Source organism: Streptomyces sp. NPDC058457, assembly GCF_042720695.1.
Taxonomy (GTDB): Bacteria; Actinomycetota; Actinomycetes; order Streptomycetales; family Streptomycetaceae; genus Streptomyces.
On sequence record NZ_JBHXLU010000070.1, the window covers coordinates 1 to 22,419 of the forward strand.

24 protein-coding genes and 1 pseudogene are annotated in these 22,419 nt (G+C 70.0%); 12 read left to right on the forward strand and 13 right to left on the reverse strand.

What is annotated here, in order from left to right:
* Positions 1–155 precede the first annotated feature (155 nt).
* The 3 genes from ACFWPS_RS38575 to ACFWPS_RS38585 form a co-directional block, all read right to left on the reverse strand.
* Complete coding sequence (locus ACFWPS_RS38575; protein WP_383714374.1) at positions 156–896, reverse strand: VOC family protein; 741 nt, start codon at positions 894–896, stop codon at positions 156–158.
* 18 nt (positions 897–914) lie between these two features.
* The gene (locus ACFWPS_RS38580; protein WP_383714376.1) at positions 915–1,334 is read right to left on the reverse strand and encodes a VOC family protein; all 420 of its coding nucleotides are present in this window, start codon (positions 1,332–1,334) and stop codon (positions 915–917) included.
* 123 nt (positions 1,335–1,457) lie between these two features.
* A complete protein-coding gene (locus ACFWPS_RS38585) occupies positions 1,458–1,856 on the reverse strand; it encodes a helix-turn-helix transcriptional regulator (RefSeq protein WP_383714378.1) in 399 nt (132 codons plus the stop codon).
* Positions 1,857–1,962: 106 nt separating this feature from the next.
* On the opposite strand from ACFWPS_RS38585, the gene ACFWPS_RS38590 reads away from it, so the two are divergent.
* From ACFWPS_RS38590 to ACFWPS_RS38605, 4 genes are all read left to right on the forward strand, one after another.
* On the forward strand, positions 1,963–3,117 hold the full coding sequence (locus ACFWPS_RS38590; RefSeq protein ID WP_383714381.1) for an anion permease: 1,155 nt from the start codon (positions 1,963–1,965) through the stop codon (positions 3,115–3,117).
* 14 nt (positions 3,118–3,131) lie between these two features.
* On the forward strand, positions 3,132–3,362 hold the full coding sequence (locus ACFWPS_RS38595) for a hypothetical protein (RefSeq protein ID WP_383714384.1): 231 nt from the start codon (positions 3,132–3,134) through the stop codon (positions 3,360–3,362).
* Between the two features lie 33 nt (positions 3,363–3,395).
* Positions 3,396–4,298, forward strand: coding sequence for a polyphosphate kinase 2 (gene ppk2, locus ACFWPS_RS38600; protein ID WP_383714387.1), 903 nt, complete (start codon positions 3,396–3,398; stop codon positions 4,296–4,298).
* A 422-nt stretch (positions 4,299–4,720) separates the two neighbouring features.
* Complete coding sequence (locus ACFWPS_RS38605; RefSeq protein WP_383714390.1) at positions 4,721–5,200, forward strand: GNAT family N-acetyltransferase; 480 nt, start codon at positions 4,721–4,723, stop codon at positions 5,198–5,200.
* Between the two features lie 136 nt (positions 5,201–5,336).
* Here ACFWPS_RS38605 and sodN read toward each other — a convergent pair whose 3' ends face one another.
* Entirely contained in the window at positions 5,337–5,732 is a 396-nt protein-coding gene (gene sodN, locus ACFWPS_RS38610; protein WP_055634112.1) for a superoxide dismutase, Ni, read from the reverse strand.
* 145 nt (positions 5,733–5,877) lie between these two features.
* Here sodN and sodX point away from each other — a divergent pair, with 145 nt between their 5' ends.
* Complete coding sequence (sodX, locus tag ACFWPS_RS38615; protein WP_361290451.1) at positions 5,878–6,324, forward strand: nickel-type superoxide dismutase maturation protease; 447 nt, start codon at positions 5,878–5,880, stop codon at positions 6,322–6,324.
* On the opposite strand, the gene ACFWPS_RS38620 is transcribed toward sodX, so the two are convergent.
* Positions 6,216–6,857 (reverse strand): ABATE domain-containing protein, encoded by a 642-nt coding sequence (locus ACFWPS_RS38620; RefSeq protein WP_089098821.1) that lies wholly within the window; start codon positions 6,855–6,857, stop codon positions 6,216–6,218. The genes sodX and ACFWPS_RS38620 overlap by 109 nt on opposite strands.
* Positions 6,858–6,957: 100 nt before the next feature.
* Between ACFWPS_RS38620 and ACFWPS_RS38625 the strand changes: the two are divergent.
* Positions 6,958–7,200 (forward strand): annotated as a pseudogene (locus tag ACFWPS_RS38625) (SAM-dependent methyltransferase); the annotation flags it as partial.
* A gap of 215 nt (positions 7,201–7,415) precedes the next feature.
* On the opposite strand, the gene ACFWPS_RS38630 reads toward ACFWPS_RS38625, so the two are convergent.
* Positions 7,416–8,234 (reverse strand): hypothetical protein, encoded by an 819-nt coding sequence (locus tag ACFWPS_RS38630; protein WP_383714393.1) that lies wholly within the window; start codon positions 8,232–8,234, stop codon positions 7,416–7,418.
* Positions 8,235–8,335: 101 nt separating this feature from the next.
* On the opposite strand from ACFWPS_RS38630, the gene ACFWPS_RS38635 reads away from it, so the two are divergent.
* Positions 8,336–9,715, forward strand: a complete 1,380-nt coding sequence (locus ACFWPS_RS38635; protein ID WP_383714396.1) for a sigma-70 family RNA polymerase sigma factor — start codon at positions 8,336–8,338, stop codon at positions 9,713–9,715.
* Positions 9,716–9,745: 30 nt separating this feature from the next.
* Here the strand turns inward: ACFWPS_RS38635 and ACFWPS_RS38640 are convergent, their stop codons facing one another.
* Positions 9,746–11,593 carry a protein kinase gene (locus tag ACFWPS_RS38640; RefSeq protein ID WP_383714398.1) on the reverse strand — a complete coding sequence of 616 codons (1,848 nt, stop codon included), beginning with the start codon at positions 11,591–11,593 and terminating at the stop codon, positions 9,746–9,748.
* 408 nt (positions 11,594–12,001) lie between these two features.
* On the opposite strand from ACFWPS_RS38640, the gene ACFWPS_RS38645 reads away from it, so the two are divergent.
* Together ACFWPS_RS38645 and ACFWPS_RS38650 are read left to right on the forward strand one after the other, a co-directional pair.
* Positions 12,002–12,286, forward strand: coding sequence for a hypothetical protein (locus ACFWPS_RS38645; RefSeq protein WP_383714401.1), 285 nt, complete (start codon positions 12,002–12,004; stop codon positions 12,284–12,286).
* Positions 12,287–12,563: 277 nt separating this feature from the next.
* Positions 12,564–13,184 carry a hypothetical protein gene (locus ACFWPS_RS38650; RefSeq protein WP_383714404.1) on the forward strand — a complete coding sequence of 207 codons (621 nt, stop codon included), beginning with the start codon at positions 12,564–12,566 and terminating at the stop codon, positions 13,182–13,184.
* Between the two features lie 70 nt (positions 13,185–13,254).
* On the opposite strand, the gene ACFWPS_RS38655 is transcribed toward ACFWPS_RS38650, so the two are convergent.
* Genes ACFWPS_RS38655 through ACFWPS_RS38665 form a run of 3 tightly spaced genes read right to left on the reverse strand, consistent with a single transcriptional unit; the run spans position 13,255 to position 15,972 of the window.
* Complete coding sequence (locus ACFWPS_RS38655) at positions 13,255–14,055, reverse strand: amino acid ABC transporter ATP-binding protein (RefSeq protein ID WP_383714407.1); 801 nt, start codon at positions 14,053–14,055, stop codon at positions 13,255–13,257.
* Positions 14,052–14,981, reverse strand: a complete 930-nt coding sequence (locus tag ACFWPS_RS38660; RefSeq protein ID WP_383714410.1) for an amino acid ABC transporter permease — start codon at positions 14,979–14,981, stop codon at positions 14,052–14,054. The genes ACFWPS_RS38655 and ACFWPS_RS38660 overlap by 4 nt, the downstream gene beginning before the upstream one ends.
* Before the next feature lie 31 nt (positions 14,982–15,012).
* A complete protein-coding gene (locus tag ACFWPS_RS38665) occupies positions 15,013–15,972 on the reverse strand; it encodes an ABC transporter substrate-binding protein (protein WP_383714413.1) in 960 nt (319 codons plus the stop codon).
* Positions 15,973–16,554: 582 nt separating this feature from the next.
* Between ACFWPS_RS38665 and ACFWPS_RS38670 the strand changes: the two genes are divergently transcribed.
* Positions 16,555–17,787, forward strand: a complete 1,233-nt coding sequence (locus tag ACFWPS_RS38670) for an NADP-dependent malic enzyme (RefSeq protein WP_383714415.1) — start codon at positions 16,555–16,557, stop codon at positions 17,785–17,787.
* Between the two features lie 289 nt (positions 17,788–18,076).
* Positions 18,077–19,042 (forward strand): zinc-binding dehydrogenase, encoded by a 966-nt coding sequence (locus ACFWPS_RS38675; protein ID WP_383714418.1) that lies wholly within the window; start codon positions 18,077–18,079, stop codon positions 19,040–19,042.
* A gap of 16 nt (positions 19,043–19,058) precedes the next feature.
* On the opposite strand, the gene ACFWPS_RS38680 is transcribed toward ACFWPS_RS38675, so the two are convergent.
* Together ACFWPS_RS38680 and ACFWPS_RS38685 are read right to left on the reverse strand one after the other, a co-directional pair.
* Positions 19,059–20,156 carry a PadR family transcriptional regulator gene (locus tag ACFWPS_RS38680; protein WP_383714421.1) on the reverse strand — a complete coding sequence of 366 codons (1,098 nt, stop codon included), beginning with the start codon at positions 20,154–20,156 and terminating at the stop codon, positions 19,059–19,061.
* A 1-nt stretch (position 20,157) separates the two neighbouring features.
* Positions 20,158–21,054 carry a DUF4097 domain-containing protein gene (locus tag ACFWPS_RS38685; RefSeq protein ID WP_383714424.1) on the reverse strand — a complete coding sequence of 299 codons (897 nt, stop codon included), beginning with the start codon at positions 21,052–21,054 and terminating at the stop codon, positions 20,158–20,160.
* A 226-nt stretch (positions 21,055–21,280) separates the two neighbouring features.
* Here ACFWPS_RS38685 and ACFWPS_RS38690 point away from each other — a divergent pair, with 226 nt between their 5' ends.
* Positions 21,281–22,075, forward strand: coding sequence for a hypothetical protein (locus ACFWPS_RS38690; protein ID WP_383714427.1), 795 nt, complete (start codon positions 21,281–21,283; stop codon positions 22,073–22,075).
* Positions 22,076–22,237: 162 nt separating this feature from the next.
* Here ACFWPS_RS38690 and ACFWPS_RS38695 read toward each other — a convergent pair whose 3' ends face one another.
* Positions 22,238–22,417, reverse strand: a complete 180-nt coding sequence (locus ACFWPS_RS38695; protein ID WP_152776632.1) for a DUF6104 family protein — start codon at positions 22,415–22,417, stop codon at positions 22,238–22,240.
* Positions 22,418–22,419: the final 2 nt, after the last annotated feature.

Genomic DNA, 22,419 nt, shown 5'->3' on the forward strand with positions numbered 1-22,419 from the left:
ACAAACGCGACTACGTCTTCAACGGCACCCTCACCGTCACCGCGATCGTCATCTGGCTCCGCGACATCGTCCAAGAGCCATCAGAAACGGCCTAGCCCTCGGCCTCCCAGCCCCTGCCCCGGCCCCTGCCCCGGCCCCTGCCCCGGCCCCGGCCTCTAGCCCCGGCTCGGGAGACCGCCGGTCTCCGGGTCGCGGCCGGTCAGGCAGTAGACGCCGCCCGCCGGATCGCGCATCACCGTCCAGTGTCGGCCGTCGGCCACGTGCGCGGCGCCGAGTTCCTCGTGCCGGGCACGGGTCGCCGGGATGTCCGCGCAGGCCAGGTCAAGGTGGGCGGCGGCGGGCTGTTCGTCGTCCAGCCGCTGGAGCAGGATCCGCACGGGCAGGCCGGCCGGCGGCCTGAGCACCCGGAACTCCGGCAGCGAGCCGGTGAGCAGCTCCCAGCCGGTCAGCTCCGCCCAGAACGCGGTCTCCGTCTCGTACGCGGACGGCGGGATGTCGAGGCTGACCTGGTCGAGCCGGCTGCCCGCCACGACCGGCGGCCGTACCGACTCCCCGTGCCAGGACACGGCGCACCACAACTGCCCGGCGGGCGACCGCAGGACGGCCCACCCGTCGTGCTCGGTGACCGTTCCGGCGCCGAGTTCCCGGGCCCGCTTCACGAGGCCGGGCACGTCCTCGACACAGAGGTCGAGGTGGGCTCCGCCGGGGCCGGACTCGACGCCCTGGAGCTTGACGCAGGCGTCGACGCCCGAGGTCGGCAGCAGCGTCACGAACTCGTCGTTCTCGCCCCGGGGTGCGGACAGGAAGGTGCCGGTGACGGCGGTCCAGAACGCCTGGGCGGAGGCGAGGTGCGCGGCGGGGCGGTCGGCGAAGGCGTACGTCCAGCGGATGCTCATGCCGTGATCGTAAATGCGCTACCCGGCCGCCCGGCGTTCCGTGAAGCGCAGCAGGTTGCCCGCGGGGTCCCGGAACGCGCAGTCCCGCACTCCCCAGTGCTGGTCCGTCGGCTCCTGGATCACGTCGCCGCCGTGCTCCCGCACCCGCTCGTACAGCGCGTCGCAGTCGGTGGTGGAGAAGATCACCCCGCGCAGCATGCCCTTGGCGAGCAGCTCGGCCATGGCCTGCCGGTCGGCGGGGGAGGCGTCCGGGTTGGCGCCCGGCGGCTCCAGCACGATCTCCACGCCCGGCTGCTGCGGCGACCCGACGGTCACCCACCGCATCCCCTCGAACGCCACGTCGTTGTGGACCTCCAGGCCGAGGACGTCACGGTAGAAGGCCAGCGCCTTGTCGTGGTCGTCTACGGCGATGAAACACTGCGCGAGTTTTACGTCCATGGGGCCAGGCTAGGAGGAAACGTCCGGCCGCGCGTGCGGTCGATCTCTTGCGATCAGTCTCGTGTGATCAGTCTCGTGTGATCAGTCTCGTGCGGTCGGTCCCGTGCGGTCGGTCCCGCACGGTCAGTACGGCCTGCGGCGGGGGCGCGTGAACGTGCGGGCCGCGCAGGACGGGATCACCGTGCTCTCCTCGTGGTCCCGCGCCCGGTACGCGCTCGGGGTCTCCCCGACGAGTTCGGTGAACCGCGAGCTGAAGGACCCCAGCGACGTACAGCCGACCGCCATGCACACCTCCGTCACCGTGAGGTCGCCGCGGCGCAGCAGCGCCTTGGCCCGCTCGACCCGCCGGGTCATGAGATAGCTGTACGGCGTCTCCCCGAAGGCCTTGCGGAAGCTGCGCTGGAAGTGGCCCGGCGACATGACCGCGGTACGGGCCAGCTCGGCCATGTCGAGCGGCTCGGCGTACTCGCGGTCCATGCGGTCGCGCGCCCGGCGCAGCCGCCGCAGATCCTCCAGGGTCATCCGCCCAGCATGGCATGCACATCACGTACACGAGCGGGGTCTGTTCTTGGACGGCCGTTTGCCTCTGGTTATCGCGCAATTGGCCCGTCCTTGTTTGCATAAAGGAATGGACCACATCACGTTCCTCGTGGCGGTCGTGATCGTCACTGCACTTGCGTTCGACTTCACCAACGGGTTTCACGACACGGCGAACGCGATGGCCACGTCCATCGCGACCGGCGCGCTCAAACCGAAGACAGCCGTTCTGATCAGTGGCGTTCTGAACCTGGTCGGAGCCTTCCTCTCGACGGAGGTCGCCAAGACGATCTCCGGCGGCATTGTGAACGACGCCAAGGTGACCCCGGCGATGATCTTCGCGGGCCTGGTGGGGGCGATCCTGTGGAATCTGGTGACCTGGCTGGTCGGGCTGCCCTCCAGCTCCTCGCACGCGCTGTTCGGCGGGTTGATCGGTGCCGTGTGGGTCGGCGCGGGCTCCGGTGCGATCAACTTTGACAAGGTTGTCGAGAAGATCATCATCCCGGCGTTCGCCTCGCCGGTGGTGGCGGGCGTCGCCGCGCTGATCGCGACGTACTGCGCCTACAAGCTCACCGCCCGCGGCCGTGCGGACTCCGTGGCCAAGGGGTTCCGGCTCGGGCAGATCGGCTCGGCCTCGCTGGTCTCGCTCGCGCACGGCACCAACGACGCCCAGAAGACCATGGGCATCATCACCCTGACCCTGATCTCCGTCGGCGCGCTCCCGGGCGACGCCGGCCCGCCGGTCTGGGTCATCTTCACCGCCGGTCTCGCCATCGCCCTCGGCACCTACATCGGCGGCTGGCGGATCATCCGCACCATGGGCAAGGGCCTGACCGAGATCCAGTCCCCGCAGGGCTTCGCGGCGGAGACCGCCTCCACGGCGGTCATCCTGACCTCCGCCCACATGGGCTTCGCCCTGTCCACCACGCAGGTCGCCTCCGGTTCCATCCTCGGCGCGGGCGTCGGCCGGCGGCTTGCGGAGGTTCGCTGGGGCGTCGCCGGCCGCATGGTGGCCGCCTGGGTGATCACGCTGCCCAGCGCGGCGCTGGTCGGCGGGATCTCCGCGGCCGCGGTCAAGCACGGCGGCAACTTCGGCACCGTCGTGGTCGCGCTGGTCGGCGCCGCGCTCGCGACGGGCATCGTCCTGCTGTCGCGGCGCAACCCGATCGACGCGAAGAACGTCAACGACGGCCACGAGGTCGCCATCCGCACCACGCCCCCGTCCAACGTCGGCACCGCCGCCTGAGTGAGGGAGTTTCCATGGACATCGACTGGACCGCACTCGGCGAGGTCACCGCGGTGAGCATCGGAGTTACATTCGCAGTGGTGGTTGTCTTCGCCCTGGGCGTCCTCGGGCTCGCCCGCCACGAGGGCGCCAAGGAGCAGGGCGGCACCAGCGCGGTCGGCGCCGCCCAGGCAGGGCTGTGCTTCCTCGCCTGCGCGGCGGTGGTGGCGTACGGCATCTACCTGATCGTGCCGCAGTTCCACTGACCCACCGACCCACAAGCCGCTGAGGAGGACTGGATGACGACGCCGGACCTGCTGTCCGACCTGGCCGACCTGAAGGTCGACTACAGCGACCCGGACGACCCCGTACTCATCCGCCCGGACGGATCCCCGATCGACACCTGGCGGGAGAACTACCCGTACCCGCAGCGCATGGAGCGCAAGGAGTACGAGTGGCACAAGCGGCTCCAGCAGATCGAGCTGCTGAAGCTGCAGACCTGGATCAAGGAGACGGGACGCCGGATCGTCATCGTCTTCGAGGGCCGGGACGCCGCAGGCAAGGGCGGCACCATCAAGCGCTTCACGGAGCACCTGAACCCCCGTGGCGCGCGCGTGGTGGCACTGGAGAAGCCCACGGAACGCGAGAGCGGCCAGTGGTACTTCCAGCGCTACGTCGAACACCTGCCGACCGCCGGTGAGATCGTGATGTTCGACCGCTCCTGGTACAACCGGGCCGGCGTCGAGCGGGTCATGGGCTTCTGCTCGGACGACCAGTACCGGCGCTTCATGCGCCAGGCCCCGCTGTTCGAGCGGATGCTGGTGGACGACGGGGTGGACCTGGTGAAGTTCTGGTTCTCGGTCTCGCAGGGCGAGCAGCGGACCCGCTTCACCATCCGCCAGGTCGACCCGGTGCGGCAGTGGAAGCTCAGCCCGATGGATCTGGCCTCGCTGGATCTCTGGGACAACTACACGGCCGCGAAGGTCGCGATGTTCCGCGAGACGGACACCGAGTACGCGCCCTGGACCGTGGTGAAGAGCAACGACAAGAAGCGGGCCCGTGTCGAGGCCATGCGCAGCGTGCTGGCCCGCTTCGACTACGCCGACAAGGACGAGGCGGTCGTCGGCAGCCCGGACCCGCGGGTCGTGGGTGCGGCGGCCGGTCTGCTGGAGGCAGGCGAGGACGACCACGGCGGGCACTGAGCGCTCCGCTGGATTCGCCGCGATGCGCCGCCGTCGTTCGTCCGCGGCGCCGTGGTGGCTGGTCGCGCCCACGCGGCTGCAGTCGCACATCGGATGCAGCCCCGCGCCCCGTCGGGGCGCTGGGCCGGCCGGACACCCGGCCGGCCCAGCCATGTGCCTCCCCGGCACCCCGGCCCGCCCGCCGATGATGGACTCGGTGATCCAGATTGCGGTCGTGAACGGCCCTGCCGGGAACCGTGTGACGGGGCGGGCGAAGCGGGCGTGAGCGCTCGCGGCGCGTCCACGACCGTCGCCGGGCCGGCGCTGCCCCTGTACGTGTCCACCCTCGCGGCGGCGGCCGCCTCGTCCAGGTTGCCGTGCCCGCGGGGGAGCGGGCGCGGGTGGATGGACAGGAATCGGCCCGGTGACCCATGATCCCTTGCATGATCCGCGCCGCCACCGAGAACGACGTCACCGGGATCCGCGCCATGATCCGCGAACTCGCCGCGTACGAACGGGCCGTGGAGCAGGCCCGGGCCACCGAGGCACAGCTCCGCGAGGCGCTGTTCGGCCCCCACCCGGCGGCCTACGCGCTGGTCGCCGAGGACGACACCACGGGCGAACTCGCGGGCTACGCACTGTGGTTCCCGAGCTTCTCGACCTGGACCGGAACCCGGGGCATGCACCTGGAGGACCTCTACGTACGCCCGCACGCCCGGGGCGGCGGCCACGGCAGGGCCCTGCTCGCCGCCCTGGCCGCGCTCTGCCTGCGCAGCGGCTTCGAGCGCTTCGAGTGGTGGGTGCTGGCCTGGAACGAGCCGGCGATCGGCTTCTACCGGTCGCTCGGGGCGGAGTTCCTCGACGAGTGGCGGATCTGCCGCCTGACCGGCGACCCGCTCAAGGAACTGGCCGCCGCCTCATAGGCCGCCGAAGTCGCCCTTCCGGGAAGAGATTTCCGGGAAAAAAGACCGCACCCGAACCCTCCGGAACACCGTGAACGGCGGTCCGTCGGGCCGGGTGCGGTCGGAAAAGGCCTTGGCAACCGGGTGCGGATGCGGGTCAGGCCTTCTTGGTCTCCCAGAAGATCTTGTCGATCTCGGCGATGAGCTCCAGGGCCTTCTCGCCGGTCTTCGGGTCCGTGGACGCCTTGGCGGCGGACAGGGCCTTCAGGGTGTCGTTCACCAGCACGTGCAGCTGGGGGTACTTCTCGAAGTGCGGGGGCTTGAAGTAGTCGCTCCAGAGCACCGAGACGTGGTGCTTGGCGAGCTCGGCACGCTGCTCCTTGATGACGGTGGCGCGCGCCTGGAAGTGCGGGTCGTCGTTGGCGGCCATCTTTTCCTGCACGGCCTTCACCGACTCCGCCTCGATGCGGGCCTGGGCCGGGTCGTACACACCGCAGGGCAGGTCGCAGTGCGCGCTGACCTTGACCTTGGGGGCAAACAGGCGGGAAAGCATGGAGCATTCCTTCCTCGTGATCGTCTTCTCAGGTGGGACATTACTCCCTGGGAAGCGCGTTTTCGCGAGTGCCCCCATGGGCTTAGGACAAAAGTCCAGGGTCAGACTGAGACTGGTGGAGGAACGGACCGGGGAGGTGCCGGGGATGCCGGAGCTGTCGCAGGAGACCGAGCGGGGGAGGGGCGCCGCGCCCTATGGACTGGCCGAGGTGACCGGCCCGTCCATGGTGCCCACGCTGTACCAGGGGGATCAGCTCCTGGTGCGGTACGGGGCCCGGGTACGGGCCGGTGACGTCGTCGTCCTGCGCCACCCTTTCCAGCAGGACCTGCTGGTCGTCAAGCGGGCCGTGGAGCCGCGCGAGGGCGGCTGGTGGGTGCTCGGGGACAACGCGTACGCGGGCGGGGACAGCACGGACTACGGGACCGTGCCGGAGGAGCTCATCCTCGGCCGGGCCCTGTTCCGCTGGCGGCCGCGCAGGGCGGATCAGCGTTCGCCGCTGGCGCTGGTGCGCTGGGCGCTCTCGGCCGCCAGGCCGGTGCTGTCGTCGGATCGTTCGGGCCGCTCCGCCTCCAGGCGCTTGCGGGCCCGGTAGGCGGCCACGTTGGCGCGGGTCGCGCAGCGGTCCGAGCAGTAGCGCCGGGAGCGGTTGGTCGAGGTGTCGAGGTAGGCGTTGCGGCACGGTGCCGCCTCGCACAGGCCGAGGCGGTCGACGCCGTACTCGGTGAGGTGGAAGGCCAGGCCCATCGCCGCGATCGCCGTGTAGCCGGCGGTGGCGTTGGAGGGGTGGTCGGCCAGGTGCATGTGCCACAGCGGGCGGCCGTCCTCGTCCCGGAAGTCGTGCCCGGAGATCTGCGGGCTGACCGGGAACTCCAGGAGGAGCGAGTTCAGCAGGTCCACGGCGAGGGTCTCCTCGCCCTTGTCGGCCGCCTCGAAGACCGCGCGCAGCCGGGCCCGGACCGAGCGGAAGCGGGTGAGGTCGGCGTCGGTGGCGCGCCGGGCGGCCTGCTGGTTGCCGGCGAAGAGATCACGGACGGCCTCGACCGAGGTCAGGGAGTCCTTGCCCCGGGCCGGTTCCTCGCTGTTGACGAGCCGGACGGCATAATCCGAGTAATAGGCCAGTTCCACTTGTAATCCTTACGCGGGCACTCTGGGGTCGGTCGTGCGGTCGGGTAATAGCCGGTCGTGCTTCCAGGGTATTACGGGACTTGCGCGGTGGACGGTTGCCATGACGAACGCGCCGACGACCACGACCACGACTGCGAGCACGACCGGGGCCGACTGGGGTGCCTGGCAGGGGAGCTGGGACCGGCAGCAGGAGTGGTGCATGCCGGACCGCGAGGAGCGGTTCCGGATCATGCTCGACGCGGGCGACGACCGGGTGACGTTCGTCACCGCCGACCTCAAGGGCCCGGAGTGGTCCGCGAGGCTGCCGTACGACTCGTACGACGCGGTCCTCACCGGGAGCGCTCGTTGACCGCACCGTACCGATGTCCGCCTTCTGGGGTATGGATGATCCCCTCGGCGATCATCCTGGACGCACAAGTGCTCCCCGTCCAGCCTGAGTCCGGGTTGCTGGTTCCGGGGTGTCGAGCTCAAGGCTCATGGTCCTTCTGGGCCCGAGAGCGGGGCGGCCTCTGCCCTTCCTCGGCTCTTTCGCGGTCCGGCACGCCATGGGCCGGTGATTCAGCGTTCGAGGCGTTTCAGGGCCGCGCGGCTGTAGAACGCCGCGACGAGGGCTCCTACGAAGGCCGCCGAGGCCACGCTGAGCGCGACGATGTCGACCGTGCTCGTCCCGGTAGCCGTGTCGGTCCCCTGCTGTGCGTACGCGCCGGGTGCGGAGCCGGTGGGGCCGGTGCTGGGCGCGGCCGAGTGGGGTGCGGAGGCGCCGAACGCCGTGAAGGTTCCGCACAGCGCCGGGGCGGTGGCGTTCTGCGTCTGCGTGGTGTCGTCCTCGCTGGCCCCCAGGGCGTCGTCGTACCGGCCGTGGCCGTCGTAGTCGATGCCGTGCACGACGAGGACTGCCTGGCCCGACTTGAGCTGCTCCACGGTGTCGCTGTCGAGTGCGACCGTTCGCCCATAGGCGAGATTGCTTCCGGAGGGAAAGCGGTTCGAAGTGAACGCCCGGCTCGGGCTGGTGTCCCCGCTCACCGTCAGCGATGTCATGATCTCGCCGTAGGCGGGGGCGCCGTCGGTCGCGCTGATCGCCGTCCGGTGGTTGTGCTGCTTCGCCATCGAGGCATCGGGGCATTTTCCCTGGCCGTGGATGTGGATGTGCAAGGCGTGCCAGCTGTTCACGAGGCCGGCGGTCTGGATCGAGATCTGCGCCTGGGCTCCGCTGAGCTGCAGGTTGGCCAGACCCGACCCGTTGACCCGGTTCGTGGGAACCGGGTCGAGGACGGCCTGGTAGCGCTGGACGCCACTGGGTTGCGCAATGGCGGCACCGGATGCCGCCGTTGACGCCATGGTCGCGAACGCCATGACGGCATAGAGCGGTCTTTTCACGCTGCCTCCCAGCTACGGAAAGTGTCACATGTATTGCGTAGAGTAATATTTATACGCGGCATATCGTAGCAAGCAGGTGCATTTGGGAGTGATCGACCATCGTGAACCGTGAGCGTAGTGGCTTCGGCCCTGACGAGGATGTGCTGCTGATCATGTACGCCGAGCACGGCGAACCGCTGCTGAACGACGCCATGGATCTCACCTCGGGGGATCGGCAGCGGGCGCAGGCGCTGGTGCGGGAGACACTCCTGCGGGGCTGGCGCAACCCCGACGCCTTCGACTCGGAACGGGAATCCCCCCGAGAGTGGCTGCGCTCGGTCCTGCGCGGCCTGGACGCCGAGCCCGGTTCGGCGGTCCGCCCGGAGGGGCCGGCCCATCGGCCCACCGGAGGGAGCACCGTGGAGCAGGGGCAGCACCGGTCCGCCCGGACCCAGCGGGTGGTAGAGGCTGTGCGTGCCCTCGTCCCCACCCAACGCACCGTGCTTCTGGAGACCTACTATCGCGGCAGGAGCATGGACGAGACCGCTGAGGCGCTCGGCGTCCCCGTGGGCACGGTGAAGTCCCGTCTCTATCACGCGCTGACGCAGCTCCGCGCCGAGCTGTCCGAGCGGGCCCCCCGGGGCACCGGCCCCGAGACCGCGGGCGGTGCGGCGGCGGGGTGCGCGGGGGTGGCGTCCGGCCCCGTCGCCCCGGCCGACACCGACTGGGGCGACGAGAGGCGCACCCGCACCTCGGGATTCGACCCCGCCCGGCTCTCGCTGGGTGCATACGTGCTGGGCAAGCTTGCGCCGGACGCGGAACCGGAGATCGCCGCCCACCTCGCCACTTGTGCCGCCTGTCGGGCGGAGCGGGACGCGCTGTCCATGCTCGTCCCGCTGCTCGACACCGTCAGCGAAGCCGATGTGTTGCCGGGGCGCACCTCTCCTGCCGCCGCCGGGCCCGAGAGGACGGTGGCGATCAGCCGCGATGGCGCAGGTCAGCTCGGGCCCGATGAAGCCGCCCAGGCCCGGCCCGGCGGAACCACGCCCGACGAGATGCCTCAGCAGGCCGGTAACCAGCCGCGTCGCGCGTGGCGGCGGCGGGCCGCCGTGCTCGCTCTGGTGGTGGTCGTCGCCGCCGTCACCTGGGTGGTGGCATCACAGTTGTCGTCCCCCGGCACCACCTCCCGGATCGGCGCGGCAGGTACCCGGACCTTCAGGGCGTCCGACCAGGCCTCGGGCGTGACGGCCACGGTGACCACCGCCCCCACGCCCTGGGGCAGTGAAGTGCGACTCAAGGTGTCCGGAATCCCCTCCGAAACACCCTGCACCCTGGTCGCCGTCGGCCTGGAGGGCAGCCGCGAAACCGCCGCCAGCTGGCTCGCGGGCAATGGCACCGACACCGTCCCGATCCCCGGCGCGATCTCGAAGAGCGTGGATGATGTCGCCCGCTTCGAGGTCGACACGAACAGCGGACCGCTGCTGTCGATCACGACGAGCTGACCACTGCTCGACGCCCGAGGCGCCGGGCGCTCAGCGGTTCACGGACCACCAGTGATCCAGCGTCTGCATCTCGGAGCCGCCGATGACGCCGAGGATGACCTTCCCCTGGCGGTTGTCGGACCAGGCCAGCGTGGGGCCGTCCCGGTCGGTGAAGCAGTACAGCGTCCCAGAGGCAACCCTGCCGCCGGTCGGCCAGTTCTGGGCAGCGGGCCCGGCGCCCGTGCAGGGCCCCTTCCCGGCCCGGGCGGTCTGCGCACCGATGACCTTGTCCAGGGTGTCGGAACTGTCGAACCTGTAGAAGTTCCCCACGGTCGGTCTGCCGCCCTGGCCGCCGTTTTCCATCCAGCAATGCACGGCGGCGCGGACCGCACGGTTGTTCTCCAGACTCTGCATCGGGCGACAGTGGTCGAAGTGCGAGGACCGCAACAGCGGCTGCTCGGCCGGACTTACCGTCTCGTCGGTGTCGTCCGCCGCCGGAAGCGCCGTGGTGAACAGCGCCGACAACGTACCTGCCCCCGGTCCTGACGTCGGGCTGGCCGAGGGCGCTCTGGAAACCGTCGGCGGTGCGGACGAGGACCGCAGGCCGAACACGAGCAGGCCGGTGCACAGCCCCACGGCCACGGCGGCAGTGATCAGGAACGCCCTGCGCCTGAACAGCGGCTTCGGGAATACCAGGCTTCTCGTCGGTTCGCGGTGATCCGGGGCCGGCGGGTGTTCGCGGTCCGTGCCGTGATCCGTGCCGTGATCCGCGCCCGTACCGCGCTGCCGGCTGGTGCCGTGCTTCGCAGCTGCGTTGCGGCTGTGCGTCTTGTCCGGCGCGGACCGAGTGCCCGCCGTGGCGTCCGGGGCCTGCGGGGCCTGCGGGCCTCCCGCGGATGGGGTGACCTCAGGGGGCGAGGCGGGTTCCCCGGCTGCTGCGCACGGTCCGGAATCGATGTCCGCCGCCCCGGCTCCCTGCCCCTGGGCGGTCGTCGCCCCCGCCACGCGTCGCAGGTGCTGTGCGAGCTCGCCGGCCGTCGCGTAACGCTCCTCGGGCTGCTTCGCCATGCCCTTGGCGATGATGTCGTCCAACTCCGCCGGGAGCCCGGCGACAGCCTCCGAGGCACGAGGTGGCGGCAGCTCGAGGTGGGCGTGGCACTGGGACGCGAACTCCTGCCCGGGGAACGGGGTGCGACCGGTCAGGCACTCGTAGAGCACGCAGGCGAGTGAGTAGACATCGATACGCGAGTCCGTGCCTGTGCCCAGGAAGCGCTCCGGGGCCATGTACTCCACGGTTCCGACCGCCTGGGTGGGCCTGGTGACGGTGCTGCCTCTGCCGGAACGGGCGATACCGAAATCGACCAGGTAGACGAAGGGGGCACCGCTGTGTCCCCTGCTGAGCAGGATGTTCGACGGCTTGACGTCCCGGTGGGTCACGTCGGCTCCGTGCGCGGCGTCGAGCGCGTCGGCAACCTGCGCCAGGATGATCGTCGCCTCCGGCAGAGTCAGCGGGCCGCGGTCGCGCAGCCTGCTGCGCAGGTCCTCACCCTCGACCAACCGCATGTCGAGGTAGAGAAGGCCATCGATCTCGCCGTAGTGGTGAATGGGGATGATGTGCGGCTCGTTCAGCCGCGCCACGATCCGCGACTCACGCTGGAAGCGCTGCCGGAACTCCTTGTCGAGCTGCAGCTGTGGGTAAAGGACCTTGAGTGCGACCTCTCGGTCCTGGCTCAGGTCGTACGCCCGGTACACCTGCCCCATGCCGCCCTCGCCGAGCACCTCGCACAGCATGTAATCGCCGAGTCTGTCGAAGTCCCCGAAGCTGCGGGTACTCGAACGGCCGTCGGAGGATTCCTCGACGGCCGACAAACGATGTTCGTCCGGCTCACCGTCGCGCATGATCGGAGGCTCCTAGCTCCGGTGTCGCAGGTACGGACAATTCTACGTCGGCACACCGGGCCGCGCTCCGGACGGCGTGGCTTTCCCGAGCACATGCGTATGCAGAGCGCTCCTCACCGGGAGCGCTCGTTAACCGCACGGTATCGCCCTGGAGTTCGGCTGGCCTTCGAATTCCCCGCATCATGGAGCCCCGCCCGCTAAGCGCGGGACGGGTTGTCGGCGTTTCTTGCAAGTGGCTCCGCCCGGAGTTCCGTGACGCCCCGTTTCGCCCGCCCCCGGCAGATGCCCGGTTCGGACGACCCATGCGCCTATCCGAGCGTCTTCCGGCCGTGCCACGAACGGGAGGCGCGCGCTGAGGGGTATGCCGTTTCGAGCAAGGTGGCCTTGGGATACGCGAGGAGATCAGCCATGTACGCAGTGGTTCGGCGGTACGAAGGGGTGACGGATCCCGCCGAGGCGGGGCGCCGGGTGGATGAGGGATTCGTCCCCCTCCTCCGCCAGGTTCCCGGCTTCGTGGCCTACTACTGGATTGACGCCGGGGACGGAGTGATGGTCTCCACCAGCATCTATGAAGACCAGGCCGGGGCCGACGAGTCGGTCAAGAGGGCGGCGGACTTCGTACGGGGCAGCCTCGCGGCGCTGCTTCCCAACCCTCCTCAGGTCACGGCCGGCCAGGTCGTGGCTGCTGGGTAGCGAGCTCCGCAGCGGGGCTGGATCTCCCGTATCCCTGGGCTGCCGACCCGGCCTTTCACAAAACTCCGGCCAGAGTCATTCTCAGATGTCCCCAACAGGGGCAGTGATCTTCAACGGCGCGTGTTGCGTCGGGTCGTGACGGCTGTTGCGGGCTGCGTTGTGCCGGGTGTGAGCAGTTGCAGTACGGGGAGCGGGGTTGAGGTGTGGTCTTGGGCCTGGTTGTGCGGCTTCGGAGTGTGGCCGTGGGAACATAACCTCCCGTTTTAGGCGGCGCCCGATGGGCTGTGTCGGTAAGACCCAGCTGGCCGCGGACTATGCCCGTACTGCCTGGCAGGCGGGTGAGCTGGACGTGCTGGTGTGGATCACCGCCAGCAACGCGACACAAGCGGCGTCCGGGTACGCGCAGGCTGGCATCGAGATCCTGGGCGCTGAACCCGGACAGGCGGCGCAGGCGTTCTTGGCCTGGCTGGAGCCGGGTCCGCGGGATCGGTCGTGGCGGTGGCTGGTGGTGCTGGACGATGTCGCCGACCCTGCCGATCTGAACGGGCTGTGGCCCCCGGCCAGTCCGCATGGTCGGACCTTGGTCACAACCCGCCGCAAGGATGCCGTACTCACCAATGAGGGTCGGCGTCTGATCGAGGTCGGATTGTTCACCGAGGCCGAGTCGGTGGCCTACCTCACCGCCGCGCTGGCCGCCCGCGATCACACTGAACCCGCCGGGCACCTCGCTGCGCTCGCCGGGCCGACGGCCCGCCGCTTCGAGATCCACGGGGAGCACGCGGAGGGCGACATGCCCCCGGCCGCCTGGCACGCGCGCGTGCTGCGCGAGAAGGGGTTCGGGGAGGCGCGGGCGGTGTGGTGCTCGCCGTCGGACACGCTGCTGCTCGCCCTCAGATAGGGCGCAGGCAGACCGCAAACAGACCGAAGGGGCGGTACGAGATGTCGTACCGCCCCCTCGCGCCGTACCGCTACAGCACCTTCGACAGGAACGACTTCGTCCGGTCGTGCTGGGGGTTGGTCAGGACGTCGCGCGGGTGGCCGGACTCGACGACCACGCCGTCGTCCATGAAGACCAGACTGTCGCCGACCTCGCGGGCGAAGCCCATCTCGTGCGTGACGACGATCATCGTCATGCCGTCCTCGGCCAGGTCCCGCATCACGTCCAGGACCTCGCCGACCAGCTCCGGGTCGAGCGCGGAGGTCGGCTCGTCGAAGAGCATGAGCTTCGGCTGCATGGCGAGCGCGCGGGCGATCGCGACGCGCTGCTGCTGGCCGCCGGAGAGCTGCGCCGGGTAGTGCCCGGTACGGTCGCCGAGGCCGACCCGGTCGAGGAGGCGCTGCGCCCGCTCCCGGGCCACCGCCCTGGTCTCGCGCTTGACCTGGACCGGCGCCTCCATGACGTTCTCCAGGGCCGTCATGTGCGGGAAGAGGTTGAAGCGCTGGAACACCATGCCGATGTCCCGCCGCTGCGCCGCGACCTCCTTCTCCTTCAGCTCGTAGAGCTTGTCGCCGTGCTGGCGGTAGCCGACCAGGTGGCCGTCGACGTACAGCCGGCCGGCGCTGATCTTCTCGAGGTGGTTGATGCACCGCAGGAACGTGGACTTGCCGGAACCGGACGGGCCGATCAGGCAGAACACCTCGCGCGGCAGCACCTCCAGGTCGATGCCCTTGAGGATGTGCGCAAGACCGAACGACTTGTGCACGCCCTCGGCCTTGACCATCGGCGCCCCGCTGCTCGGCGGGGTGATGTCCTTCGCGAGACCGCTCATCGGGCCACCTCCGGGCGACGGAACGAGCCCCACCGGGACAGGTTCTTCCGCAGTCGCTGCAGCGGCGTCGGCGGCAGGCTGCGCGACGAACCGCGGGCGTAATGGCGCTCGATGTAGTACTGGACGATGCTGAAGATCGTGGTGAGGAACAGGTACCAGATGCACGCCACGAAATACATCTCGACCACCGCGAGCGAGGTGCTGGAGATGTCCGTGGCCCGCTTGATCAGCTCGGGGAACTGGACCACGGACGCCAGCGACGACGTCTTCAGCATGTTGATGTACTCGTTGCCCGTCGGCGGCACGATGACCCGCATCGCCTGCGGCAGGATCACCCGGCGCAGCGTCTGGGCCTGGGTCATGCCCAGTGCGTGCGAGGCCTCCGTCTGGCCCTCGTCGACCGACTGGATGCCGGCCCGGACGATCTCCGACATGTACGCGGCCTCGTTCAGGCCCAGGCCCAGGAGTGCCGCCAGGAACGGCGTCATCACCTGGTTCATCTCGTCCTTGTAGAACCCCAGGTTGAGGATGGGGAACACGAGCGCGATGTTGTACCAGAGCAGCAACTGGACCAGGACCGGGGTGCCCCGGAAGAACCAGATGTAGAACCAGGCCACCGTGCTGGTGACCGGGTTCGACGACATCCGCATGATCGCGAGGATCACACCCAGGACCAGGCCCAGCACCATGGCCAGTACCGAGATGTACAGCGTGTGCCAGGCACCCGACAGGATCGTCCCGTCGGTGACGTAGTCCGGGATGATGCTGTAGTTGATGTCCGCGTTGGAGAACGCCATGCCGATCAGCACCAGGACGGCGATGACCACCGCGGCGGCCACCCAGCGCCCGTAGTGGCGCACCGGGATGGCCTTGATCTGCTCCGGCGGCACGGACGGCGCCGGGGTCTTCTCGACCGTGTCAGTCACAGTGACGGCCCTTCAGTCGCGACCGGGGTGGTCAGGAGCCGCCGTTGATCTTCGACTCGGTCACCGCGCCCTGCGTGACGTTCCACTTCTCCAGGATCTTCTGGTAGTCGCCGTTCTTGATGATGGCGGCCACGGCGGCCTGGATCGCATCGCGCAGCTGGGTGTTCTCCTTGCTGACCGCGATGCCGTACGGGCCGGCCTCGATCTGCTCGCCGACGACCTCGAAGTCCTTGCCGCTGCCGGACGTCTTGGCGTTGTAGGCGGCCACCGGGAAGTCGTTCAGGTCGGCGACGGAGGCACCCTGCTTCAGACGGAGCAGCGCCTCGGGGTCGGTGTCGAAGGTCTGCAGCGTGATGGCCTTCTTGCCGTCCTTCGTACACTTCGTGCTCTGCGCCTTGGCGATGCCCTCGGACGTGGTGCCCTTCTGCAGGGCCACGACCTGGCCGCACAGGTCGTCCAGGGACTTGATGCCCTTCGGGTTGCCCTTCTGGACCAGGATCGAGGTGCCGGCGGTGAAGTAGTCGACGAAGTCGACGCCGTTGCCGACCTTATTGCCGGTGTCGGAGTCGACGCCGTCCTGGCGGGCCTTCGTGTCGTTCATCGCCGACATGATCGCGTTGAAGCGGTTGGCCTGCAGACCCACGATCAGCTGGTCGAACTTGCCGTTCTGGAACTCGAACTTGACGCCCAGCTGCTTGCCCAGCGCGTCCGCGATGTCCGGGTCGACACCGACGGCCTTGCCGTTCTCCATGTACTCGACCGGCGGGTAGGCGATGTCGGAGCCCACCTTGATCACGCCGGCCTTGCGGATGTCGTCCGGCAGCTTGCTCGAAAGCGGGGCCGAGGACGTCGAGGAGGAGCCGCCGTCGCTGCCCTTGTCCGTCTGGTCACCGCAGCCGGTGAGGATCAGGGTGCCGGCGACCGCGATCGCACCGACCGCGGCGATCCTGGAGCGCGACGTGCTGGTACGACGGGTGGAGCTTGCGGTCATGGTGGGTTCCTCCGGCGGTGGGTAGGACAAGCCGATATACCGATGTGTCTGATATGTCGATATGCCGATGGGTCGACGGAAACACACACCTTCGGGTGTCGCGACCTCGTGGGTTTACGGCATCCTGCCATTGGGATTGCTCCAAGCAGACCTGCCACCATGTCAAAATCGGATAACGGGTGACCCCCGTGACGCGTCAGGCCGGTCCTTCCTCGACCCGCCGCCCCGTACATCTGCGGGAATGCGACCTTCCGGCCGGAAGATCTACGGTTCACCGCCGGTTCATCCCGGGCCGTCCCGGTGATCGTCCGCCGGTCACTCGGCCGCTCATCTGTCGGCTACCTACTACATCCGTGATGTGACCTTGCGCCTATTCGACTCGTCGGGAGCGCTGTCCGTCCGGTAAGAAGGTTCTTTACACCCCTCATCCGGGGCTCAGGGCGCGTGTGCGGCGCGCCCGTCGCGCAGGTGCTCGTACGTGCCACTCGTACGTATCAGAGTTCGGGCCCTGCGCGGTGCCCGCCCACTCCCTCACCGGGAGCGGCCGACCCTCAAACCATGCATACCTAAGGGGTAAGACAAGTGGCAGCGGAGATCGTCAATCCTCGCAGCGACAGCGCGTCGGGCAATACGGACCAGGACGGCGGGGCCGAGCCCCTCGATTCCTTCGATCCGGCGTTCGCGCTGCACCGCGGCGGCAAGATGGCCGTGCAGGCCACCGTGCCGATCCGTGACAAGGACGACCTTTCCCTCGCGTACACGCCCGGAGTCGCGCGCGTGTGCACCGCGATCGCGGAACAGCCCGAGCTGGTCAACGACTACACATGGAAGTCGTCCGTCGTGGCCGTCGTCACCGACGGTACGGCCGTGCTCGGCCTCGGGGACATCGGTCCCGAGGCCTCCCTCCCGGTGATGGAGGGCAAGGCGATCCTCTTCAAGCAGTTCGGCGGCGTGGACGCGGTCCCCATCGCCCTCGCCTGCACCGGCGTCGACGAGATCGTGGAGACCGTCGTCCGCCTCGCCCCCTCCTTCGGCGGGGTCAACCTGGAGGACATCTCGGCTCCGCGGTGCTTCGAGATCGAGCGCAAGCTCCAGGAGCGGCTCGACATCCCGGTCTTCCACGACGACCAGCACGGTACGGCCGTCGTGACGCTGGCGGCGCTGCGGAACGCTGCGCGGCTCAGCCGGCGGGAGATCGGGCAGCTGCGGGCGGTGATCTCGGGCGCCGGCGCGGCCGGGGTCGCCATCGCCAAGATGCTGGTCGAGGCCGGCATCGGGGACGTCGCCCTCGCCGACCGCAAGGGCATCATCTCGGCCGACCGCGACGACCTCACCGCGGTCAAGCGCGAGGTCGCCGGGTTCACCAACAAGGCCGGGCTCAAGGGCACCCTGGAGGACGCGCTGGCCGGCGCCGACGTCTTCATCGGCGTCTCCGGCGGTACGGTCCCGGAGGAGGCCGTCGCCTCGATGGCCGAGGGAGCCTTCGTCTTCGCGATGGCCAACCCGAACCCGGAGGTGCACCCCGACGTCGCCCACAAGTACGCGGCGGTCGTGGCGACCGGGCGGTCGGACTTCCCGAACCAGATCAACAACGTGCTGGCGTTCCCGGGGATCTTCGCGGGCGCGCTCCAGGTGCGGGCCTCCCGGATCACCGAGGGGATGAAGATCGCGGCGGCGGAGGCGCTGGCGTCGGTCGTCGGCGATGATCTTGCCGCCGACTATGTCATTCCCTCTCCGTTCGACGAGCGGGTTGCGCCTGCGGTGACTGCGGCGGTGGCTGCGGCTGCGCGGGCCGAAGGTGTTGCCCGACGGTGACTCGAATGGCCTCGCTCTTCTCGGGCGGGGCCATTTCTTTTCCCACCCTCCCACCCGTTCGGGTGCCTACGAGGTGACCGTTGTTCTGGGGGCTGCCGCCCCCAGGCCCCCGCGTTGGGGTGGTGGGGGCCGTGGTCGGGTGTCGGTGGGTGGGGGCTTGGCGCGCAGTTCCCCGCGCCCCTTACGGGGCGCTGTACGTGCCCCCCTCACGGGGCGCTGCGCGCAAGAGGGTATGTGTCACAGCGGTCCCCGGTTTCGCCCTCGGCGCCGGGAACCTATCGTCGGCCCTATGTTCGCCGTCTACGCCGCCCGAATCGACCGCGACCAGCCGCTCTCCGGCCTTGAGTTGGGGGAGCGCCCCGCCCCCGAGGCCCGGCCCGGCTGGAGTACCGTCGACGTTCGGGCCGCCTCCCTCAACCATCACGACCTCTGGTCCCTGCGCGGCGTCGGTCTGCCCGAGGAACGGCTGCCGATGATCCTCGGCTGTGACGCCGCAGGCGTCGACGAGGACGGCAACGAGGTCGTCCTGCACTCCGTGATCGGGCAGAGCGGCCACGGAGTCGGGCCGAACGAGCCCCGGTCCATCCTCACCGAGCGCTACCAGGGCACCTTCGCCGAGCAGGTCGCCGTGCCCACCTGGAACATCCTGCCCAAGCCCAGGGAGCTCTCCTTCGCCGAGGCCGCCTGCCTGCCCACCGCCTGGCTGACGGCCTACCGGATGCTCTTCACCAACGCGGGCGTACGCCCCGGCGACTCGGTCCTCGTGCAGGGCGCGGGCGGCGGTGTCGCCACGGCCGCGATCGTGCTCGGCAAGGCCGCCGGGCTGCGGGTCTTCGCCACCAGCCGCGACGAGGCGAAGCGGAAGCGGGCCCTGGAACTGGGTGCCGTCGAAGCGGTGGAGCCGGGGGCCCGGCTGTCACAGCGCGTGGACGCCGTCATCGAGACCGTCGGCGCCGCCACCTGGTCCCACTCGGTGAAGTCGCTGCGGCCCGGCGGCACCATCGTCATCTCCGGCGCCACCAGCGGCGACCGCCCCTCGCACGCCGAGCTGACCCGGATCTTCTTCCTTGAGCTGAAGGTCGTGGGCTCGACCATGGGTACCAAGGACGAGCTGGAGGACCTGCTCGCCTTCTGCGCGGCCACCGGAGTGCGTCCCGTCATCGACGAGCTGCTCCCGCTCGACCGCGCCCGCGAGGGCTTCGAACGGCTGGAGTCCGGCGACCAGTTCGGGAAGATCGTGCTGACCAGCTCCTGAGTGGGCGGGCCGTTTCTCAGGGCTTCGGGCCGCGCAGCAGCGCTCCTATGTGTGCTGCCGCCGTCGACAGGTGGCGGCGGGCCTCGCGGAGCTGGTCCGTGGTGACACCGTGGTCGCGGGCCGCGTCGCGGATGTCGTCACGGAAACGGTCCAGGAGCCGGTCGAGGTCGCGGGCCGGGTCGCCGGTGTCGGTCTCGTCGCCGTGCGCCCACGCGGGGGCGTACTGCGCCGGGAAGTCCTCCGGGGTCTGCGAGTACTCCGGGGCCGGTGCGGGGGGCGGCTTGCGCAGGTCCGGCCCGGTGCCCGTGCCGGTGTCGGTGCCCGTGTGGGGGGTCGGCTCGGTGTGGCCGGCGAAGCCGAAGTCCTTGCCGAAGTCCTTGCCGTAGTCCTTTCCGAACTCGCCGAACTCCTTGGCGAGTTCGGTGAGGCCCTCGCGGACCCCCGTCGGCCAGTCGCCGCGCGCGAAGTGGTCCTGGACGTGCTCCTGCACCCGGCGGGCGATGCGCTGCATCTCCTCCTGGGCCTGGGCCCGCGCCCGGGCCTGGGCCTCCTGGGCCTGCCGGCGGGCCCGCTGGGCCTCGTCACGGGCCCGGCGGCTCTCGTCCTTGGCTCGGCGGGCCTGTTCCTTCCACTCCTGCTTGACCCGCCGCATCTCCTCCTTGGCGGCGCGCCACGACTCCTTGTCACCGAGGTCGCCGAACTCCCCGGTGTCCGTCCCGCCGCCGTGCCGGGCCTCGGAGGCGGCCGCGCGCACCTCGCGGCGCAGATCGCCGGCCGCGCCGCGCACGTCGGCCCTTATCTCGGCGGCCAGTTCCGCCACCGACTCGCGGATCTCCAGCTCCAGGTCGGCCAGCTCGCCGCTGCGGTCCGCCAGTTCGGCCCGGCCGGCGTCCGTGATGGCGTAGACCTTGCGGCCGCCCTCGGTGGTGTGGGTGACCAGGCCCTCGGCCTCCAGCTTGGCCAGGCGGGGGTAGACGGTGCCCGCCGACGGGGCGTACAGGCCCTGGAAGCGCTCCTCCAGCAGCCGGATCACCTCGTAGCCGTGGCGCGGGGCCTCGTCCAGCAGCTTGAGGAGGTAGAGGCGGAGGCGGCCGTGGGCGAAGACGGGAGGCATGTCAGAGCACCTTCTTTTCGGTCGTGCCGCCGGTGGTGTCGTCGGTGGCGCCGTCTGCACTGCCGTCTGTGGTGCCGTCCTCGTCCTCCTTGGGCGGGCGGCGCAGCAGGGCGATGGAGCCGGAGACCGTGGTGGCGCGGAGCTTGCCGGTGCCCGCGCCGAGGCGGCCGGTGATCTTGTGGGCGCCCCACTGGCCGTGCACCCGAAGTCCGTCGAAGGCGTTGGAGATCGTGCCGCTCGCGGTGTTGGCCTCGACCTCGGCGTCGGCCGGGTGCGGCAGCCGGATGGCGATCTCGCCGGAGACGCTGGTCAGCCGGACGTCGGTCGGGCCGTCCGGGTCCAGGTCGATGATCATGGAGCCGCTGACCGAGTCGGCGCGCACGGCGGAGCCCGAGCCCTCGACGACGGTCAGGTCGCCGGAGACCGAGTTGAACCGCAGGTTGCCGGTGACGGCCTGGGCCTCCAGATTCCCGGACACCGTGTCCGCGCGGACTTCGCCGGAGAGGCCGACCAGGGTGGTGTCGCCGGTGACGCCCTTGACCACCGAGGTGCCGGTGATGCCGGACACCACGGCTGCCGCGCCGACCACGCCCACCTCCACCCGGGTGTCCGCCGGGACGGCGAGGGAGACCACCGCGCTGCGCCGCCAGCCCTTGCGGTCGAGCCACTTGAGGAAGCCCTTCCAGGGGAGGTCCTCGTAGGCCACCGTGAGGGTGCCGCCATCGAGCGTGACGATCAGGGGCGGGCCCTCGATCTCGGAGACTTCCAGGCGGGTGGAACCCTCGTCGGTGCCCACGACGTTGACTGTTCCGTTGACGATGCGGACGTGCAGGTCGCTCACGGGGGTGTCGAAGTCGAGCTTCCTGGGCTCAGCGACGGACCACTCGGACTTGGACATGGTGCGGACCTCCTAGGGCCGGACGCGACGGCTGGACACGACGGCTGGACGCGAACGCGATAACACGGCTCGCGCCATATCGCGTCTTCCGTAAAACACGATATATCGTGGCCGAGGGAAGTCAAGACACTCTTTCGCGTGATGGGCCGGGCTCGAACTTGACCTCGCGGGGTCCGGTGGAGCCCTATATCGGGCGATAACCGGGCGAATTGCTTAGCGTGTGTTCATGCCGACGGACGAATCGAAGGCCGTCTCGCGGCCTGCCCCCGCCCCCTCTTCCGGCGCCCTGCTGCTCTGCCGGGCCGCTCCCGACGCCGTCACCCCGCTCGCCGCGCTGCTGCGGCAACGGATGCTGCTCACAGCGGCCGGCGAGTGGAGCCTCCTCGTTCCCGAGGGCACGACGTGGCTGCGTGCGGGCGAGCCCGTCGACCGCGTCCTGACCGGCTGGGCCACCGCGCTCGCCGTGGGTTCCGCATGGCCGGTGCTCGCGCTGTGGTGGGACGCCGACCGCGCCGGCTTCACCCTCGCCTCCGGGTTCCGCCGCCCGGTCGGCTATGTGTGGCTCGCCGACGGCACGCCGGCGGGGGAGACCGAGGCGATGCACACGTTCGCGGCGCGTCTGGGGCTGGACCCGGTGCTGGACATGCAGGTCCTCGACCGGCTGACCGCACCGGATCCGGCGGCCGACGCGGGCGCCCGGCTGCGGGGGCTGACCGCTGTCCTCGCGCGTGCGGGGGTGGAACTGCCGGAGGAGTTCGCGCCCGGCGAACCGGGCGAACGCCTCTGCGAGGTGGCCGGCGCCGGGGCCTGCGTGAGGCATGTCGAAGGCATCGCGGGCAGCGGGGCGGAGGAAGGACCGCCGAGGGCTCGTCGGCTGGCCCTGGCCGAGGTGGCCGTGGGGCTGCCGGTCGCCGGATGGGGGGTACGGCGGCGTAGCGCGGGATGGGTCGCGCTGGGAGCGCTGCTGATGGTGCACGGGGCACTGGAGCTGTCGTACGAGACGGTGTTTCCGCGGGACTGACCGGCGATCGGTCCGGGGCAGGGCCGTACTTCGGCTGCGGGCCGGTGGGGGCCGGTCGCGCTCACGCGGCGGAGCCGCACATCGATCCAGCCCCGCGCCCCTGACGGGGCGCTGATCACGTCCGGCGTCACCGAGCGCGGCCCCCGGGGCGCCAAGGGCTTCCTACTCCTCGTCCTCGTCGTCCAGCCGGGCCAGCCACGTCGCCAGGCGCTCCACCGGGACCTCGAAGTCGGGGTTCAGGTCGACGAACGTGCGGAGCTGCTCCGCGAGCCACTCGAAGGTGATCTCTTCCTCGCCGCGCCGCTTCTCCAGTTCCTCGATGCCTCGGTCGGTGAAGTACATGG